This window comes from uncultured Psychroserpens sp., from assembly GCF_947500255.1.
Taxonomy (GTDB): Bacteria; Bacteroidota; Bacteroidia; order Flavobacteriales; family Flavobacteriaceae; genus Psychroserpens.
In genome coordinates, this window is sequence record NZ_CANMRL010000002.1 from 244582 (window position 1) to 261237 (window position 16656).

The following is a 16656-nucleotide window of genomic DNA, read 5'->3' on the forward strand; positions in this document are numbered from 1 at the left end:
TTATTTTATTGTTTTGGTTTGATGAATGTGTCGTTTGCAGTATAAATAATGCCGTGTACAATATCGAAGTTTATAGCTCCTGAAAAATGCCCTTCACCTTTAGCTTTTCGTTCTACCATATTGAATTTTTCACCATTTTTTGTGGGTTGCATGGTCACTGCAATATTGTCAAAATGATTTACGGTATTGTTCCCTATAAATTTCATACTAAAATCATAGGTTTCTGGATAGAAAAAGTGAATCTTAGAATATTCTGAAAGCAAGTCAAAGCGTTTAAAATCTTTACTCCAATTGTAAAACCAGTATTCACTATTAAAGTCAGTGATATAGGCCTTCTCACGAATCTCTCCTATTTCAAATTTAGAAAATTCGGATGTAATCTTCACCTCTTGAATGCTACCTATTAAACCTTTACTTACATTGTTAAATTCATAATTTCCTCCTACTATAGCTTCAGATTTAAAATTAGCATCGTTGATTTTAAATGAATTGTAACCATTCAATAACTCTTTTGCATTAAAACTTCCTCTTTTAAGCTCTACAGATATTTCATTGATCGCATTTTCCAGCATGTTGATTTGAGCGTTTTTGCCATTAATCTTCAATTTTAAAAATGATGGAACTCTAATCACAAAATGGTTTCGCATGATCTTCACATCGCCTTTTCTAATTTTCCTTAGTTTACCATCTTTATCTCTTACTTTGAAACGATTATCAACATATTGCATCGCATTGGTAAATTTCCCAAACCTACCATTGAATCGTATTTCTCTAATAATTGAATCCTTTGATTTTCTAATTATTGAGTCTTTTGATTTTGAAAACCCCTCATATTCGAGGACTAATTCATTAACGTCATATGCATAAGTGACATTAGACAACTGCGATTCACTTTTAGCCACTAAAGTTATATGGTTGTCAAACATTATAGCTCTAATGTCAAGCTCATCCAATTTGTTTTGAATATCTTTTTTAGAATACCCATCAAACTCTAAGGTGTAATCAAAATGAATTTTACCATCTCTAGATTCTTCAATAGCTACTGTTGTATTTTCGAGATTAAATATTGTCGTTGTATGTTTATCTACGTCAAAGCTTTGTGAATACACCGTTTTTCTTTGAGCGTATATGTTTACCGATGTGATGAGCATCAGCATACATATCTTAAATGTTGATCGTTTCATATTGTTCTGTTTTTTGATTTAATAGGTTGATATGTTGTTGAATATCTTTTAAAAGCTGAAGACGTATTTTGAGATTATCTACTAAAGCTTCAATGATCAAGATATTATTGTTATCGGCCTTAAACTGTTTTGAAATTTCTTGATAATCCTTATCTAAGTTGTCTAATTTAACTTCATATCGTTTGACTAATTTTTCATCGGTAGCAACACTTATAAAGTTTTGCCATTCTTTGTCGATACTTGCTAAATATTCCTTTTCAATCAGTTCAATTTGGGTTTTGATAGATGACTCTTCAACCACTTCATTTGTCACTGTAGTAGTTGCCGTTCTAAGCACGACAAACGTCATTGCCAAAAATAGAATTGCGATTGCAGCAATCCTAAGTAAGTAGTTACGCTTAAATCCCGATTTTCGTCTAGGTCTAGAGGCTTTTAGTTTATCATAAAACTCTTGTCGGTGATTGTCGGGTAAGGTGTGATCTGAAACCTCATCTTTTCCAAATAAATCTCTAATATCCTGTTTCATTGTAATATGTTTTTAAAAGTTTTTGAAGCTGTAGCTTACCGCGTCGCAAATGTGTTCTTGATGTTTTAATCGGAATATCAATGATGTTAGATATTTCCTCATGATCATAACCTTCAATGAGATAGAGTTTAACCACAACCTGATGTTTACTCGGCAATTTTTCAATAGCATCAAGTATTTGTTGTTTTGTTATTTCCGAATCAAAATCCCAGTTGTTGTCATCGCCTTCAATTGATAAATCGCTAATCTCCGATGCTACAAATTCTAATCGTTTCTTTTTTAATTGGTCAATACACTGATTAATAACAATGCGTTTTAACCATGAGCCAAACGTATATCGTTCTGTAAAACTCTCAAGCTTTGCAAATGCCTTTAAAAAGCTGTCTTGCATCGCATCTTTAGCATCTTCTTCATTTAAGTATCTACAAGCAATCTGGTACATGGCATCACAATAGAGATCATAAATGCGCATCATTGCCTTTTCATCTCCTTTTTTACAGCGATTAATTAAAATGGTATGCGCTTTAGACATTTAGTTTTGGTTAGTGTTCAGTATTAAAAACGAAAGAAATACCTTAGGGTTTCAAAATTCTTAAAAAATTTTTATAAAAGTCTGTATATTTAAACTCTAAACCCAACCAAATGAGTCAAGATTACAATAATCCTGCATTTAAAAAATTACTTCAAAAGCTTCAAGAAGAGAGTTGGCAATTAGAACTCATTATTTCTGGTTTCGCCATTTTTGGTTTATTTACTATCTACGAACCACTAACGCAAAGCTTGGCAGATGCTCAAAATAATCAATTGTTGTACAAATTGATTCTGTCTTTGGTTGCTGTGATGTCTTGTGCCATACTAATTTTTAACTTGGTGTTACATGTATTACTTAGAGGACTTTGGATTGGTGCTCTTGGTTTGCGATATGTTTCGGGCGAAATAGAATACGACAAATTAAAGTACAGTGAAAAATTCACCAGGCATCTAAAAAAGAAGGTCGGTTCTTTTGATAAGTATATCGCAACACTTGAAAATTATTGTAGCATCATCTTTGCGATTTCTTTTTTGCTCATATTCTATGTATTGGCGATTACGTTTACCATTCTATCAATAGCATTTATTGCAACTTATATATTGTCTAGTGATTGGCTTCCAGGTTGGATTTCTAAAGGCATTGGTATACCGTTAATGGTGTTCGTGTGCTTTGGTATGATCATCACGTTTATAGATTTTGCCACATTAGGCTGGTTGAAAAAGAAAAGATGGATCTCTAAAATATATTTCCCTATCTATTGGTTATTTAGCTTTATTACGCTTTCCTTTTTGTATCGTCCTTTAGTTTATAATTTCTTAGATCATAAATTTGGAAGACGTTTGAGTCTAATCTTGGTTCCGTTTTATATTTTGGTCTTAGTATTGTCGTCTTTTTATTACCAAAGTTCAAACTACATTCACAGTAATATTAATTCTAGTGATATCATGGCTAACGTAGAGAATTATGAAGACCAGCTCAAAGATTCAGACAAGTTTGTTGGTAATGCTATGATACCTTCAAAAGTAATCACCGATTCATATTTAAAAGTGTTTATACCTTATACTGAATCTATAGAAAATCGTGTGTTTTATTTCAATCCGTCATTAAAACCTGATGAAGATGTTAGAGGAATGCGAAATAATATTATTAGAATAAATAATTCTTCAAGTTCTAAGCGCGATAGTTTAAGACGAGAATATTTAAAGATGTTCAATTATATCTATTCGGTTAAAATTGACTCTACAACGTACACTTCCGAATTTATTTTAGCTGAAAACTTTAAGGAAGAGCTAGGTTTCGAAACCTATCTAAATTTAGACAGTATTGCCGAAGGTAAACATTTACTGCATGTGGACCGTTTACGAGTTAGAAATGGAGATACGATTAAATGGATCGTGAGTAGAATCCCATTTTGGTACTTTAAGGATTAAGCTTCATAGCGTTTATCGAAATGCCGTTTTAATATTGGAATTTGCACACACAACATGATAACAAATAAGAGCACTGCATAAATAAGCGTTTGCGAAAACTCTATCGATGCTAGAGGATTGTTAATCTCGATAGTTGTAAAACGTTCTAATCCTAGATTAGAGAATACCGTATCTTCTGAATCGGAAGTTCCAAAAATCGCATACCCAATAATGCCAACACATACGATAGCAATAATTGACCATATACGTTTAGATATTAAAGGCACATAGGTCGTCACCTTAGAGGTACTCAAGCCTTTAATATGAGACATCACGTCTTGGGTAAAATCTAACGACGGACGTTCAATCGCGGATTTACCTATCACTTTTCGTGATAGATGGTCTAAATGTTTATCTGCGTTCTCGTTCATAATGTTCAATTATTTCTGGTTCTAATTGCGACTTTAATATCGTGGCTAACTTTTTTCGGCATCGAAACAACTTCACTTTAATAGAATTTGCTGTGATACCTACAATCTTAGAAATTTCATCTAAAGATAAGTCATCAAAATAATATAAGGTCAATAAAAAGCTATCTTCGCTAGGTAACTTATCAATACACCGCTGTATTGCTTCTTCTCGCTCTTTAGCTTCAATCTTATCTAATGCATTATCAATGGTTTTCACTTGATGCGCTGTAAACTCATTTATTTCAACGTCATTTAAGTGCTTTTTATTCTTTTTAATCTGATCCAAACAAGTGTTGTAAGCCACTCTATAGATCCAGGTCGAAAACTTAGAATCCCCTTTAAACTTGTCCAGAGACTTGTAGGTCTTTATAAACGTGTCCTGAGCGACTTCTTCTGCTTCTTCCCTATTTTTAAGCATTCGCAATGCTAATGTAAACACCAAATCTTTATACATATCTACCAATGTCGCAAAGGCATTCGTATCGCCATCGATGATTTGATTGATGAGTATTTGATCGTTGTTGGTGGTCATTTTTTTATTAAGACGACATCATTAACCTTAAGGTTACAATTTCCGAAGAAAAAAAAATTAAAAAAATGTGTAACCTAAATTCGAAACCTATCGTCATAAGCTCAGAACATTTAAAATTAATCAATTAAAAACGAAACACTATGGAAGCCATTTTAATCCCAATCTCTTTATTTATAGCATTATTTGGTGTTGCTTACCTATACCTATCTACTAGAAACAAAGAGCGTTTAGCACTTATCGAAAAAGGTGCAGATGCAACAATATTTATGAAAGGTAAACGACACACCGCTCCAATTTGGAAAGTACTCATTCTTAACCTTGCATTATTGCTCATGGGCATTGGTATCGGTATTTTTATTGCGTCTCTTCTACATTATAATCTAGGTGTTGAAGAAGAAGTAGCATTCCCAGGTACTATTTTCCTAATGGCAGGTGTAGGACTATTTGTAGGATTTACAATGACCAAAAATTTAGATAAAGAATAAATAACATCTAACCAATCAATCTTAAACCACTGTTAATGCGCAGTGGTTTTTTTTATTTGCATCGACTTAATGTGTATATTTAGCCATAATGAACTCAATTCTACACATAAAACATATGAAATACGTATTATGCAACCTACTGCTTTTCGCTATTGTTTTTTCTAGTCATTCGCAAACCAAGATTATCGATGAGGAAACCAAATACCCTGTGTCCTATGCGACCGTATCCTTTGGAAATGGGCAAGGTTTATTTGCCGATGATGATGGCATGTTTATTTTCACTAAGAAACTCTATCCAGATGTTGATTCGCTGTACATTTCGGCTTTAGGCTATAAAGATTTATCATTAGCGACTAAAGATTTACCTCAGACTATTACGATGCAGATAGAAGCTGATAAATTGGATGAAGTGGTTGTAAATGCAAAAATTAGCAGGAAATTTAAAAAGGAGACCATAAAGCCCTATCTCGATGACGACTATTACAAATGTTGGTTGCCAACTATAGAAAGTGAGATCGCCGTGTTTTTTCCTAACGGAAATGAGAAGCTTAAGAAAATCACGTCTGTCCTATTTCCTATTACGCTAGAATCGCGAGATTGGAAAAAACGCAAACGTGCCAATGCAGATAAACGGAAGTTCTCGACACTATTTAAAGTGAAATTCTATAAAAACGATAATGGCTTTCCAGGTGAGGTGATGACCTATACCAATATTGTATTTAGAGCAACCGAAAAAAATGGCGATGAATTTGAACTTGATGTTTCAGAGCACAACCTGTTTATGCCAGATAATGGCTTCTTTGTCTCTATACAAGTACTAGGTTATACTGATCAAAACGGAAAACTTCTGCCAAACAAAAAGTACAAAGAAATAAAAGGAAAAAACGGAACCGTTAAAATACCAACTAACTTTAGGCCACTACTTCCATTTACAGACCAAATTGATACGCATAACACCTTTATTAGACGTGTGTTTATAAGCGGAAACAATTGGGTACAATTTAAAAAAGGGAATGGTATCGAGTCTAGTTTATTACGTACCAATCTCAATAATTATGGTGTTGGTATTAACTACAATGCCTATAAAGATGAATAGCCCTTGGCATCTCTATCTTATGGCTGGCATGTATAGTGTTGCTGGCATTATGCATTTTGTAAAACCAAAGCTATATATGCGTATCATGCCGCGTTATTTACCAAACCACAAGCAATTGGTATATCTAAGTGGTCTTGCAGAAATCGCGCTTGGTATTGGCTTGTGCATTCCTGTATTGAAAACTTTCGCTATTTATGGTATCATTGCTATGCTCGTGGTCTTTTTACTCGTCCATTTTTATATGCTCTCTAGTGATAAAGCTGCAGCAGGATTCCCAAAATGGGTATTGGTATTGCGATTGCCATTGCAATTTGGATTGATGTATTGGGCTTGGTGGTATTTGTGAAATCAGTTAACGGTTGTCGGGAACATAGAACCTAAAAACGCGTATATTTATTTTCATATAACCAGTTGTGTGTAATTTGAGAAAACAGAAATGGAAAGATAATTTATGGGAATATTTGATTTTCTAAAAAAAACAACGATTAACTTCTCTGATGAAAACGTTTCGGAACTGTCCCAAAAATAGGACTTGCTCGGACAAACATTAATTGACAATGGACACGGATTCTATGTTGATTATTTATCTCAAATTCGACTTTCCGCAGACAATAAAAATGAAATTGAATTTAAAAAACTAGTGATTAGTAATGAATTATTCGGAAGTGCTGGTGCTCTTTGGGAAATTCATATTGAAAATCCGTCTGAACACAAAAAATTCAACAAGCAATTTACTGAATATGTTGATCTACTTACTCGAATGGGAATAAAAAATGGACGAGTTAGACAAATTCGGAAAACAATGCTAAAACTGAACTAAAATAAAAACTACACACAACAACGTGTATAATTAATTACTTCTGAATTTCCTCAGCGGAAATTCCTCGGAATTAATTAACTTGTGTACTCATCGGAAAATCGTAACCGATTTCCCGCAACTAACCATACACGTACACGTTGGCAGTAATTTGAGAATGGAGCAAAAAAGAATAAAAAACCCAGATAAACTATATAGATATCGTCCATTAGGAAATTCGTGGGCTAACACTTTGATAGAAATTACAGGAATGTTGTGGTTTTCAAAAGCTGAAGGACTTAATGATCCATTTGATGGCCTTGGATATGCATTAAAACACAATGACAAATACCAAATGAAAGATCATATCTTATCGTTAGATCGGATTTGGAGTGTAATTTGTTTGACAACGAAATGGGACAATCCAACAATGTGGGCACACTATGCAAACAATTATTCAGGACTTTGTTTCGGATATGAAAAAAAAGAGCTTATTAAGCACGTAAATCATGTTAATGCTAATGCACATGATCCTGCTTATGCTATTAAAGGAGCTTTCTTGGAACCGATGAATTATGAAACAAACATTCCACAAACTTTTAAATCTCTAAAAGAACCATTAACTATAAAAACAGAGCATTGGACATACGAAGATGAATGGAGATTTGGTTTATTAAAATCTTATGGTCCTGGAGATAAAAAGCAAGGTGCTCGTCATGGCATAATGAATGCGTTGTCAGAAATTATATATACAGACAAGTTGAAAATGAATGAGTTGTTGACAATAAAAAAAATAGTCAAAGAATCTAACCTAAATATAAAGTTTTACAAAATTAATATTGAGAAAGGAATGCGAGTTATGCAAAGAGAAGAAGTAAATTAAAAAACTGCTTACAACAACGTGTATAGTCAATTGCTTGGTCTGTGTGTACTCGGACACGAGCGAAGCGAACTGGCGCAAGCAAAATCCTACGGATTTTCCTCTAGTTCGTTTTCTTTTACTAATTTAGACCTAGCCAACGCAACAACTATTAAAGCTAGTAGATTTTTGTTCGGCATTTTAGGAAAATGACGTTCACAAAAACGAACTAGGGAAAATAATCACCGAAGGTAAACCATACACAAACAAGTTGTAACACATTTGAATTTTCAAGTATCAATTACTATAAAAATTCAATTTCCTCAATATAACAAATGAAACTAAAAAAGGAGGACCTGTTTGTAAAAATGTAGTTACTAAATCTGCCATTTGTGTATCTTCCCAATTAATGGCTTTTATTATGTAGTTTAATATTAGATACATCACTAAAGATAGTATAACAGCAATAAAAATACGTGCGACACGTAACCAAGTTTTTCCGGAATCCGAATTTTGTCCAATCTGATTAATTATGAAATAAGCCACAATTAGTCCCAAAAGTCGTCCTATATTATCCGCATCTAAAAGTCCAATAAATGGAGTTAATAAAACTAGTGGAATTACAAAATATGATATTCGTGAAAAAGCAGGTGGTTTTAACTTTTTATAGCTATTAATTTCTAATGATTTAAAGAGAAATACAGCAATTAAAACAGCTAGTCCACCTACAAGTACTCCACCAATAACATCTGCAATAAAATGCCTACCTAAGTACATTCTCGATAATGCCATAAGAATAACCCAACAAACCGAAAATATAAGTAATCCTTTTTTACGATAGAAAAATAAAAGTCCTAGTAAAAAAGCTGTAGCTGCACTAACATGTCCCGAAGGTAACCCATAACTCCAATTAGTTTGATTTTTAACAGCTACAATAGCCTCTTTAGTAGGTAAAGACCAAAAACTATTGGCTCCACCAAAATCTACTAAACGTCCAGAGGGCTGTTGTCCTGGTTCTATAACACGAACATCTATATCACTTGGACGTGGTAATTTTAATCCTCTTTTTAGACCATCAGTCATTATTCCTCCAATGGCTAAAATCATGAAAATCGCTAGGCCTTTCCGTAAATTTATTCCAAATGTTATTACTGATATTAATATGCCATATACCATAGAATATCCAAGTAAAGAAACTGTTGACATAAACCAAGTTAAAAAGGGTGACTCAAAAGATTGGAGCCAGATGATTGGATCTACTTGAAACATTTGATATAAAAATTAATTATCTAATTTAGCATTTTTAAAAACAGAAAACAAAACGTGTCTCAACAACGCGTATAGCTCATTGCTCTTAAATTCCTATTGGAATTTCTGTCGCTTCTGAACAATGGGTTCCTGTTTATTTACTAACTTAGTGCAGACGCAACAAACCATACACGAACACGTTGTGAGTCATATGAAGAACTTTCTAGAAAATATTGATGATTTGTTGCGTGTGAATTGCGCAATATCTGATTATTATGTTGAGTTTACACTAAATAATTTAAATCCAGACGAAAAATTGAGAAGTGTTCAATTAGATGTAATGCTTCCCATGTTTAAAAGCTATAGAGTTGATTCTGAAAAATATCACTCCGAAGGAAAGCTCAAAAAATTGCAGTCAATCTATAATGGAATTGAAAAGGAAGCATCAGAAAATATAATGCTCGAACAATATGTATTTGAGAAAATAGGCATAAAATTGGGTATGCGAGAGCGCTACAACCGAAAATTGAATAAAATAATTGAACGTGGGAAACTCAAAAATGAAAACGAATACCATATGATTATGGATCAAATCAATATTTTATGTCAGCTTAAAGATAGAGATGACGAAGTGATTGATAATTTGAATACGTTAATCATTGATTTTGAAAAGAAATACGCATAACATACTGTAAAAAATGGCGCGCGATTACACTTAAGAGAAGTGCCACTGTTCCTAGAGTAAAACCCTACGGATTTTCCTCTGGTTCGTTTTCTTTTGCTAACTTAGTCCTAGCATACGCAACGAAACCTTACACGAACACGTTGTAAATTATTAGAAACCGAACAAAAAATGAACACAAAATTTCCAATTCTAGAATCTGAAAGAGTCATCTTAAGACAATTTGTTGATTCTGATTTAGAAAATGTTTTTAAAGGACTTTCCCACCCTGATATTATAAAATATTATGGAATTAGTTTCGATAGTTTAGAAGCAACGAAAGAACAAATGATTTGGTTTGCTGACCTCGAAAAAAATGAAAATGGAATTTGGTGGGCTATTTGTTCAAAAGATGATGGGAGATTTCTTGGAGCGGGAGGATTAAACGATTTGAGTAAAGAAAATAAAAAGGCGGAAATTGGTTTTTGGCTGTTGCCAGAAAATTGGGGAAAAGGATTTATGACCGAAACAATGCCACTTATCTTTAATTACGCATTTGATAGTATTGGACTACATAGAATTGAAGGATTTGTAGAAACAGAAAACGTGAATTGTAAAAAAGCTCTTGCAAAACTGAAATTCAATTTGGAAGGAACCATGCAAGACTGTGAAGTTAAAAATGGAGAGTTTATTAGTTTAGATATTTACTCAAAAATAGCTAATAAGTAAAACGCCTTACAACACTGTATATAGTAATATACAAACACCTACCAAATCATTGATTTGGCTTTTAATAAGAAATAAATCAAAAACAAAATACATGAAAACTCTTAAATTAATTTTCGCACTATTGACCATTACTTGCTTCATTAATTGTAGCTCTTCTAAACAAGCAACTGCTTACGAAAATGATTATAAATTAGACACGATTGAATATAATGTCAAGGATAGTAGCATTAAAGATTTATTGTACTCTCATATGGATAAAACGAAATTTAAAAAGGGACAATCAATAAATGAATCAACTTTTATTAAAGAGAGAAAACGGATTGTGAAATTGATACGTAAAAATAAAAACCCAGATTTTTCCATTGATAATGTAAGTTTTGAAATTGACACAACTTTATCAAAAAATAAATTCTCAGTGACTACTATAGTCAAACAATGATCAAATTATTCTGACTTTAAAATTAAAACCATACACGAACACGTTGTAGCCAATTTGAAAAACGCACTGACAGAATGAAACAATCAATAATTCATATAGCTTTAGTTGTTAAAGATTATGATGAGGCAATTGAATTTTATACTGAAAAGCTAAATTTTGATTTGATTGAAGACACCTATCAACCTGAACAGGATAAAAGATGGGTTGTAATATCGCCTCCAAATTCTACTGGAACAACAATTTTACTGGCAAGAGCTTCAAAAAAAGAACAAGAAAATTTTATTGGAAACCAAGCTGGTGGAAGAGTCTTTCTATTCCTAAATACAGATAATTTTTGGAGAGATTATAATGAAATGACCGCAAAAGGAATTGATTTCGTAAGAGCGCCAAAAAAGGCAGATTATGGAACGGTTGCTGTATTTAAAGATTTGTATGGAAACTTATGGGACTTATTGGAATTGAATTCTGATCATCCTATTGTTAAAAGAATGAATTGAGTCTTAAACTGGCGCAACAACTTGTATAATTAATTGCTGTAGCTGTTTAAGACAGCATCTTTGTGTGCTTTTCACTATATTGTTATTGCGGAAAATAAAGCGTGTACTTTTACGCAACGAAATCATACACAAACATGTTGTAGGTAATTTAAAAACATGAACAATGATGGAGAATCATCTAATTATTAAAAACTATTAGTGTTGGCAAAAACAATATAAATCGATGACTATATACAAGGGAATATTGGATCACATATCCAGATATGTTGAATTATCAGACAGTGAAATAAAAGAGTTTATTTCAATATTAAAAACCACTAGAGTAAAGAAAAGACAATTTATTGTTCAACCTGGGTTTGTTTCTGAATATCGAAACTATATTGTAGAAGGTGCTGTTAGAGTTTACTATTTAGATGACTTAGGAAAAGAACATACTATAATTATTGCAATAGAAGATTGGTTTTTCACAGACTTTTACAGTTATTTAAATAGAACTCCTGCAGAATATTATGCCGAAGCACTTGAGGATTCTTTAATCCTACAAATGAAATATGAAGATGTCGAAGAACTTTGTAGTAAAATACATTCTTTATCTCAATATTTTAGATTATTTACTGAAAGGTCCATGGCTCATTCTTATAAAAGAACCATTTCTAATATTAGCAAAACCTCAGAAGAGCGATATTGGGAATATGTTAATAAATACCCACAAATAGCAAACAGAGTTCCACAGTACGTCTTAGCATCATACTTAGGTATTTCTCCAGAATCAATAAGTAGATTTCGCTCGCGGTCATAATTAAAAATTGATATAAATCAATTTTTCTCCTTGATAAAGGTCAAGCCTTTTTCTTAATATATATCATATATAATTATTCAATTATGGGGCAACTTTGTCATGTCAATAATTGACAAATACTAGTTTAAGTTTTATTTGACAATAGCTCATTAAAACTAGGCTGTATTCTTTTTAAAACAAAAAAAGTAAATAATTTATTATGAAAGCAGTAGTATATAAAGAACGAGCAAAAATTGAAGTCGTAGATATACCAAAACCACGATTATTAAAAGATGATGATGTCATTGTACGTATTACACTTGCAGGTGTTTGCGGTGCAGATCTAGAATTTACCCAAAATGGACCAGAAATGGGTTTATTTGAAGGAATGCGAATCGGCCATGAGTTTGTTGGTGTAGTAGACCAAGTAGGTGAAAGAATACATACTCTAAAAGTTGGAGATCGTGTTGTAGCTTCCGCCATGTTTGTCGACGGTGATTGCTATTATTGTAAGCGAGATTTACCTTCGGCATGTGATCATGGAGGACTTTTTGGAACCCCACTTTTTGCACAACATGGAGGTGATGATATCCAAGGAGGCCAAGCAGAGTACATACGTGTTCCTTACGGTAATTCTTCGTTATTTAAACTTCCTGAAGGTTTAACTGGAAATGAACATGACACAAAAGTTCTTCCATTAGGAGATAATTTTGCTACCGGTTACCATGGCGCATTAAATGCGAATATTAAAACAGGAGAAACTGTTGTTGTTATTGGAGATGGTGCAGTAGGTTTAAGTGCTGTAATGGCTGCTACATTATTTGGTCCATCTACTATTATTTTGGTAGGGCGTCACGATAGTCGATTAGAATTAGCTAAAACTATAGGAGCAACACATGTTGTGAATTCCAAAAATGAAGATGCAGTTGAATTTGTAAAATCTCTTACCGAAGGTCGAGGTGCAAATTCTGTTATTGACTCAGTTGGTAATAAAACAGCTATTGAACAAGGTATGAAAATGACTCAAGCTGGAGCATCAATAAGTGTTCTAGGGTTTGGTCATCTTTATGAGCCTGTAGAACAACCTTATTCATCAGCTTTATTTAGAAATATTACTATTCATACTGGTGTTGTAAATGTAGCTGCTTATATGAATAAACTACTTCCTATTGTAGAAAGAGGAGTTATTGATCCAAGTAAAATCTTTACTGATATATTACCATTATCAGAGGCAGAAAAAGGGTATGCGTTGATGCGTGATCGTACATCAGGTACGCTTAAAGTGGCTTTACGTCCGTAATACTAATTCCGAATCAAAAATTTTAAATAAATAATTTATCATGAAAAAAATATATTTCATATTCATCTTAAACACAATTATAATGACACAAGTACAAGCACAAGCACAAAATAACGACCTACAATTTATTGAAGAAACGATTAATTATTACTTCGATGGAATGACTACGCACAATGCAAAGTCTTTTGAAAAAGCATTCCATCCCAGTGCTACTATGAAATGGATAGACAAAAAATATGAGGAAGTAAATGCGATTGAAGCATTAAGCGAGTATGTTAACTCAAATGATACCGTAGAAACAAAAACCTATATTATGGCTATAAATATAGCTGGAGATGCAACCAACGCTCAGTTAGAACTAGAATATGACACCTTCTCTTACATTGATTTTATGCATCTGCTAAAAATCGACGGTAAGTGGAAAATTGTTAGTAAAACGTATTCTACTAGAACGAAGGGTAATAATAAATAGAAAAAAACAGAATAGACCCAGGTAATTTTTGCAGATATAATTATGAATACGTATTTACTTCCAGTTTTTGCCATTGTTATAGGCGTTGTTATTGCTTTTGTAACTAAAAAACAAAAGTCAATAGGCACTAAACTCTTATTATCATTCAGTGGCGCATTTCTATTAGCATTAACACTTTTTGATTTATTGCCAGAAGTTTATCATCATTTAGAAGCCAAACAAACTGGATTCTTTATAATGTGCGGTATCTTATTGCAAATTATTTTAGAGTTTTTATCACAAGGAGTAGAACATGGTCATGAACATACACATAAAGAAGATAAAAAATTTCCCTGGGTACTATTTACAAGCCTTTGTATTCATAGCTTTTTAGAAGGATTTCCAATTCATCATCACAACGATATGGTATATGGTGTATTAATTCATAAAATCCCGATAGCAACATTAATAACTATTTTTTTATTACAATCTAACTATAGCAAAATACAAATTATTGGTTTCTTAGTTGTATTTGCGCTAATGACACCTTTAGGCACCTATATATCTAATAACATGACCTTAGTAACTGAATATACAGATTATGCTAATGCCATAGTAATTGGTATATTTTTACATATCTCTACAACTATTTTATTTGAAACTGGTGAAGATCATAAGTTTAATTTATCCAAGCTGGTAGTGATATGTTTCGGTGTATTCATTGCTAATTTGATCTAAAAGTTCTTAATAGAATAATCAAGGTAATTATTGATACTAATGATAAAAAGGGTTAAATCAAATAGTTGTTGAAAGTAAGAGAAACAAAAGAATCATTTTTCGAAAAAATGCTACTTAAAATAAAAACTATCAACAACAACGTGTATAATTAATAGTATTTAAAGATGGTTCGGGAAATTATGCCGAATTTCCGCGCTCTTCATTCTTTTTTGCTAACTTACTGCTTCAACACTACAAACCATACGCGAACACGTTACGAACAATTATAAGAACCCAAGTAACAAATGAAATTAACATTGAAATTTATCATTCTTTTCTTATTAATTTCAAGTTGTTATAAAAAGGAAGAGACTCAAAATAAACAATCAGAAAAATTCACTTTAGAACTTTTGGAATTAAAGGAATTTTTTCAAATTCCTGGACTGGCTATTTCAATTGAAAAAAATGGTGAGACTATTTATCGAAATTATTTAGGAAAATCTGACTTAGAAAAGTCAAACACCTTAGATTCTACAACTCTTTTTCCAATTGCTTCTATAACAAAAGTATTTTCTGGTGTTCTGATTATGAAACTTGTTGAACAAGAAAAACTCTCTCTTGAAGAACCAATTAATACGTTCTTACCAAAACCTATACTAGGAGATTCAATTCTAATAAAACATGTTTTATCCCATACCTCACAAGGAAATGTTGGAAAGAATTTCTATTACAGTTCAAGATTTGGACTATTAACAAATGTAATTGAACAGGCTTCAGGTAAGTCTTTTAAATATGTATTAGACGAAGAAATTTTAATTCCTTTGAAGCTTAGTAATACCTTTTTACTGAGAGATTCTACTCAAGTGGTCAAAGAAAAGCGAAAAATTGCAAAACCATATATTCTAGATAATGGCATTGAAAATGGGTTTATAGATTTTGGATATTCTACTTCAGCAGGAATTGTCTCTAATCTAGAAGATTTAGCAATTTTTAATAGAGCTTTGGACAATGATTTACTCATATCAAAAAAATCCAAAGACTTGATGTTTTCGTCATTTAATTCTAATTTACCATATGGATATGGAGTTTTCAATCAACAATTTGAAAATCTAAACATCGTTTGGGCTTATGGTCAATATGACTGTTACTCTAGTCTATTATTGAAAATACCTTCTGAGAATATATCTTTAACACTACTTGCTAATAATAATCTTTTGAGTGATCCAGCTAGACTAATTTATGGAGATGTTACTTCTTCCCTCTTTGCTATGAGTTTCTTAAAAAATTATATCTTCAAACTTGACAAAATGCAGTTGTTTGAAAAGCAAGACTCTAGATATATGAATAGCTTTTCAAATAAAGACTTTTACAGGAAAAAGCTATTAGCTCAAGCATTAGCAGAATCATATATGGCTCGGTTTGATCCTGAAAAATTACATTCAAGCGCAGAACTATTAAATACAGTTTTCACCAAATACCCTGAGTATTTAGAATATGCTGATTTAAACCTACTGCATAATCTTTCATTCTTAAAAGATGTAGCATTTTACATGGAGCTTGGCGAATTCAATAATTTTGACATTCAGATAGTAAATATTGGAGAAAAGTTGTTGAAAGAAGAACCAGAAAATCCATATGTGAATTCATATATGGGAACATACTATGACAGAAAAGGAAATAAACAAAAAGCTAAACATCATTTTGAAATTATTCTAAAGGCCAAGAACTTTTCTAGAAACTGGTATACTAATGAAGCGCAAAACTGGTTAAACGAGAACAAGTAACTGCTTATATCAACGTGTATAGTAAACCCTACGGACTTCCTTTAGGTTCGTTTTCTATTTGCTAACCTAGTTCTCATCAATGCAACATCTATTAAAGCTAGTGATTTTTGTTTGGCATTAATAAAAAATGACACTAACAAAAATGACCTAGGAAAAACAATCA

General features: G+C 32.3%; 21 protein-coding genes. 15 read left to right on the forward strand and 6 right to left on the reverse strand.

The window, feature by feature from the left end:
* Window positions 1-5 precede the first annotated feature (5 nt).
* From Q0783_RS07845 to Q0783_RS07855, 3 genes are read right to left on the reverse strand one after another with little or no spacing between them, the layout of a single operon-like run.
* Window positions 6-1184 (reverse strand): hypothetical protein, encoded by a 1179-nt coding sequence (locus Q0783_RS07845; protein WP_298894349.1) that lies wholly within the window; start codon window positions 1182-1184, stop codon window positions 6-8.
* Window positions 1165-1710, reverse strand: a complete 546-nt coding sequence (locus tag Q0783_RS07850) for a hypothetical protein (RefSeq protein WP_298894350.1) — start codon at window positions 1708-1710, stop codon at window positions 1165-1167. The genes Q0783_RS07845 and Q0783_RS07850 overlap by 20 nt, the downstream gene beginning before the upstream one ends.
* Window positions 1694-2242, reverse strand: a complete 549-nt coding sequence (locus Q0783_RS07855) for an RNA polymerase sigma factor (RefSeq protein ID WP_298894351.1) — start codon at window positions 2240-2242, stop codon at window positions 1694-1696. The genes Q0783_RS07850 and Q0783_RS07855 overlap by 17 nt, the downstream gene beginning before the upstream one ends.
* Before the next feature lie 110 nt (window positions 2243-2352).
* Here Q0783_RS07855 and Q0783_RS07860 point away from each other — a divergent pair, with 110 nt between their 5' ends.
* Window positions 2353-3672, forward strand: a complete 1320-nt coding sequence (locus tag Q0783_RS07860) for a hypothetical protein (RefSeq protein ID WP_298894352.1) — start codon at window positions 2353-2355, stop codon at window positions 3670-3672.
* Here the strand turns inward: Q0783_RS07860 and Q0783_RS07865 are convergent.
* Window positions 3669-4082, reverse strand: coding sequence for a hypothetical protein (locus Q0783_RS07865; protein WP_298894353.1), 414 nt, complete (start codon window positions 4080-4082; stop codon window positions 3669-3671). The two genes, Q0783_RS07860 and Q0783_RS07865, sit on opposite strands and share 4 nt — an antisense overlap.
* Window positions 4063-4653: a sigma-70 family RNA polymerase sigma factor gene (locus tag Q0783_RS07870; RefSeq protein ID WP_298894354.1), complete on the reverse strand. Its 591-nt coding sequence runs from the start codon at window positions 4651-4653 to the stop codon at window positions 4063-4065. Before Q0783_RS07870 ends, Q0783_RS07865 begins: the two co-directional genes overlap by 20 nt.
* Before the next feature lie 140 nt (window positions 4654-4793).
* On the opposite strand from Q0783_RS07870, the gene Q0783_RS07875 reads away from it, so the two are divergent.
* The 5 genes from Q0783_RS07875 (at window position 4794) to Q0783_RS07895 (ending at window position 7913) form a co-directional block, all read left to right on the forward strand.
* Window positions 4794-5138 (forward strand): DUF6249 domain-containing protein, encoded by a 345-nt coding sequence (locus Q0783_RS07875; protein WP_298894355.1) that lies wholly within the window; start codon window positions 4794-4796, stop codon window positions 5136-5138.
* A 115-nt stretch (window positions 5139-5253) separates the two neighbouring features.
* Window positions 5254-6234: a hypothetical protein gene (locus tag Q0783_RS07880; protein ID WP_298894357.1), complete on the forward strand. Its 981-nt coding sequence runs from the start codon at window positions 5254-5256 to the stop codon at window positions 6232-6234.
* Window positions 6227-6580: a MauE/DoxX family redox-associated membrane protein gene (locus Q0783_RS07885; RefSeq protein WP_298894358.1), complete on the forward strand. Its 354-nt coding sequence runs from the start codon at window positions 6227-6229 to the stop codon at window positions 6578-6580. Before Q0783_RS07880 ends, Q0783_RS07885 begins: the two co-directional genes overlap by 8 nt.
* 186 nt (window positions 6581-6766) lie before the next feature.
* Window positions 6767-7054: a hypothetical protein gene (locus tag Q0783_RS07890; protein ID WP_298894359.1), complete on the forward strand. Its 288-nt coding sequence runs from the start codon at window positions 6767-6769 to the stop codon at window positions 7052-7054.
* 154 nt (window positions 7055-7208) lie between these two features.
* Window positions 7209-7913 (forward strand): DUF2971 domain-containing protein, encoded by a 705-nt coding sequence (locus tag Q0783_RS07895; RefSeq protein WP_298894360.1) that lies wholly within the window; start codon window positions 7209-7211, stop codon window positions 7911-7913.
* A 273-nt stretch (window positions 7914-8186) separates the two neighbouring features.
* Here the strand turns inward: Q0783_RS07895 and Q0783_RS07900 are convergent, their stop codons facing one another.
* The gene (locus tag Q0783_RS07900) at window positions 8187-9095 is read right to left on the reverse strand and encodes a phosphatase PAP2 family protein (RefSeq protein WP_366915435.1); all 909 of its coding nucleotides are present in this window, start codon (window positions 9093-9095) and stop codon (window positions 8187-8189) included.
* A 253-nt stretch (window positions 9096-9348) separates the two neighbouring features.
* Here Q0783_RS07900 and Q0783_RS07905 point away from each other — a divergent pair, with 253 nt between their 5' ends.
* The 9 genes from Q0783_RS07905 (at window position 9349) to Q0783_RS07945 (ending at window position 16493) form a co-directional block, all read left to right on the forward strand.
* Window positions 9349-9822: a hypothetical protein gene (locus Q0783_RS07905; RefSeq protein WP_298894362.1), complete on the forward strand. Its 474-nt coding sequence runs from the start codon at window positions 9349-9351 to the stop codon at window positions 9820-9822.
* A gap of 168 nt (window positions 9823-9990) precedes the next feature.
* Complete coding sequence (locus tag Q0783_RS07910) at window positions 9991-10527, forward strand: GNAT family N-acetyltransferase (RefSeq protein WP_298894363.1); 537 nt, start codon at window positions 9991-9993, stop codon at window positions 10525-10527.
* 91 nt (window positions 10528-10618) lie between these two features.
* Window positions 10619-10966, forward strand: a complete 348-nt coding sequence (locus tag Q0783_RS07915) for a hypothetical protein (protein WP_298894364.1) — start codon at window positions 10619-10621, stop codon at window positions 10964-10966.
* Between the two features lie 74 nt (window positions 10967-11040).
* Window positions 11041-11463 carry a VOC family protein gene (locus Q0783_RS07920; RefSeq protein WP_298894365.1) on the forward strand — a complete coding sequence of 141 codons (423 nt, stop codon included), beginning with the start codon at window positions 11041-11043 and terminating at the stop codon, window positions 11461-11463.
* Between the two features lie 223 nt (window positions 11464-11686).
* Window positions 11687-12262, forward strand: coding sequence for a Crp/Fnr family transcriptional regulator (locus tag Q0783_RS07925; RefSeq protein ID WP_298894366.1), 576 nt, complete (start codon window positions 11687-11689; stop codon window positions 12260-12262).
* Between the two features lie 199 nt (window positions 12263-12461).
* Window positions 12462-13541: an alcohol dehydrogenase catalytic domain-containing protein gene (locus tag Q0783_RS07930; RefSeq protein ID WP_298894367.1), complete on the forward strand. Its 1080-nt coding sequence runs from the start codon at window positions 12462-12464 to the stop codon at window positions 13539-13541.
* An 82-nt stretch (window positions 13542-13623) separates the two neighbouring features.
* Window positions 13624-14013, forward strand: a complete 390-nt coding sequence (locus tag Q0783_RS07935; RefSeq protein ID WP_298894368.1) for a nuclear transport factor 2 family protein — start codon at window positions 13624-13626, stop codon at window positions 14011-14013.
* Between the two features lie 42 nt (window positions 14014-14055).
* Entirely contained in the window at window positions 14056-14730 is a 675-nt protein-coding gene (locus tag Q0783_RS07940) for a ZIP family metal transporter (protein WP_298894369.1), read from the forward strand.
* Window positions 14731-15014: 284 nt separating this feature from the next.
* Window positions 15015-16493 (forward strand): serine hydrolase domain-containing protein, encoded by a 1479-nt coding sequence (locus Q0783_RS07945; RefSeq protein WP_298894370.1) that lies wholly within the window; start codon window positions 15015-15017, stop codon window positions 16491-16493.
* Window positions 16494-16656 lie beyond the last annotated feature (163 nt).

Excerpts from the sequence above, each read along its gene's own strand:
- Q0783_RS07850 (WP_298894350.1), bottom strand. The coding sequence starts at position 1,710 with ATGAAACAGGATATTAGAGATTTATTTGGAAAAGATGAGGTTTCAGAT.
- Q0783_RS07865 (WP_298894353.1), bottom strand. The coding sequence starts at position 4,082 with ATGAACGAGAACGCAGATAAACATTTAGACCATCTATCACGAAAAGTG.
- Q0783_RS07900 (WP_366915435.1), bottom strand. The coding sequence starts at position 9,095 with ATGTCAACAGTTTCTTTACTTGGATATTCTATGGTATATGGCATATTA.
- Q0783_RS07930 (WP_298894367.1), top strand. The coding sequence starts at position 12,462 with ATGAAAGCAGTAGTATATAAAGAACGAGCAAAAATTGAAGTCGTAGAT.
- Q0783_RS07935 (WP_298894368.1), top strand. The coding sequence starts at position 13,624 with ATGACACAAGTACAAGCACAAGCACAAAATAACGACCTACAATTTATT.
- Q0783_RS07870 (WP_298894354.1), bottom strand. The coding sequence starts at position 4,653 with ATGACCACCAACAACGATCAAATACTCATCAATCAAATCATCGATGGC.
- Q0783_RS07885 (WP_298894358.1), top strand. The coding sequence starts at position 6,227 with ATGAATAGCCCTTGGCATCTCTATCTTATGGCTGGCATGTATAGTGTT.
- Q0783_RS07910 (WP_298894363.1), top strand. The coding sequence starts at position 9,991 with ATGAACACAAAATTTCCAATTCTAGAATCTGAAAGAGTCATCTTAAGA.
- Q0783_RS07915 (WP_298894364.1), top strand. The coding sequence starts at position 10,619 with ATGAAAACTCTTAAATTAATTTTCGCACTATTGACCATTACTTGCTTC.
- Q0783_RS07860 (WP_298894352.1), top strand. The coding sequence starts at position 2,353 with ATGAGTCAAGATTACAATAATCCTGCATTTAAAAAATTACTTCAAAAG.
- Q0783_RS07945 (WP_298894370.1), top strand. The coding sequence starts at position 15,015 with ATGAAATTAACATTGAAATTTATCATTCTTTTCTTATTAATTTCAAGT.
- Q0783_RS07875 (WP_298894355.1), top strand. The coding sequence starts at position 4,794 with ATGGAAGCCATTTTAATCCCAATCTCTTTATTTATAGCATTATTTGGT.
- Q0783_RS07940 (WP_298894369.1), top strand. The coding sequence starts at position 14,056 with ATGAATACGTATTTACTTCCAGTTTTTGCCATTGTTATAGGCGTTGTT.
- Q0783_RS07925 (WP_298894366.1), top strand. The coding sequence starts at position 11,687 with ATGACTATATACAAGGGAATATTGGATCACATATCCAGATATGTTGAA.
- Q0783_RS07895 (WP_298894360.1), top strand. The coding sequence starts at position 7,209 with ATGGAGCAAAAAAGAATAAAAAACCCAGATAAACTATATAGATATCGT.
- Q0783_RS07880 (WP_298894357.1), top strand. The coding sequence starts at position 5,254 with ATGAAATACGTATTATGCAACCTACTGCTTTTCGCTATTGTTTTTTCT.
- Q0783_RS07845 (WP_298894349.1), bottom strand. The coding sequence starts at position 1,184 with ATGAAACGATCAACATTTAAGATATGTATGCTGATGCTCATCACATCG.
- Q0783_RS07855 (WP_298894351.1), bottom strand. The coding sequence starts at position 2,242 with ATGTCTAAAGCGCATACCATTTTAATTAATCGCTGTAAAAAAGGAGAT.
- Q0783_RS07905 (WP_298894362.1), top strand. The coding sequence starts at position 9,349 with ATGAAGAACTTTCTAGAAAATATTGATGATTTGTTGCGTGTGAATTGC.
- Q0783_RS07920 (WP_298894365.1), top strand. The coding sequence starts at position 11,041 with ATGAAACAATCAATAATTCATATAGCTTTAGTTGTTAAAGATTATGAT.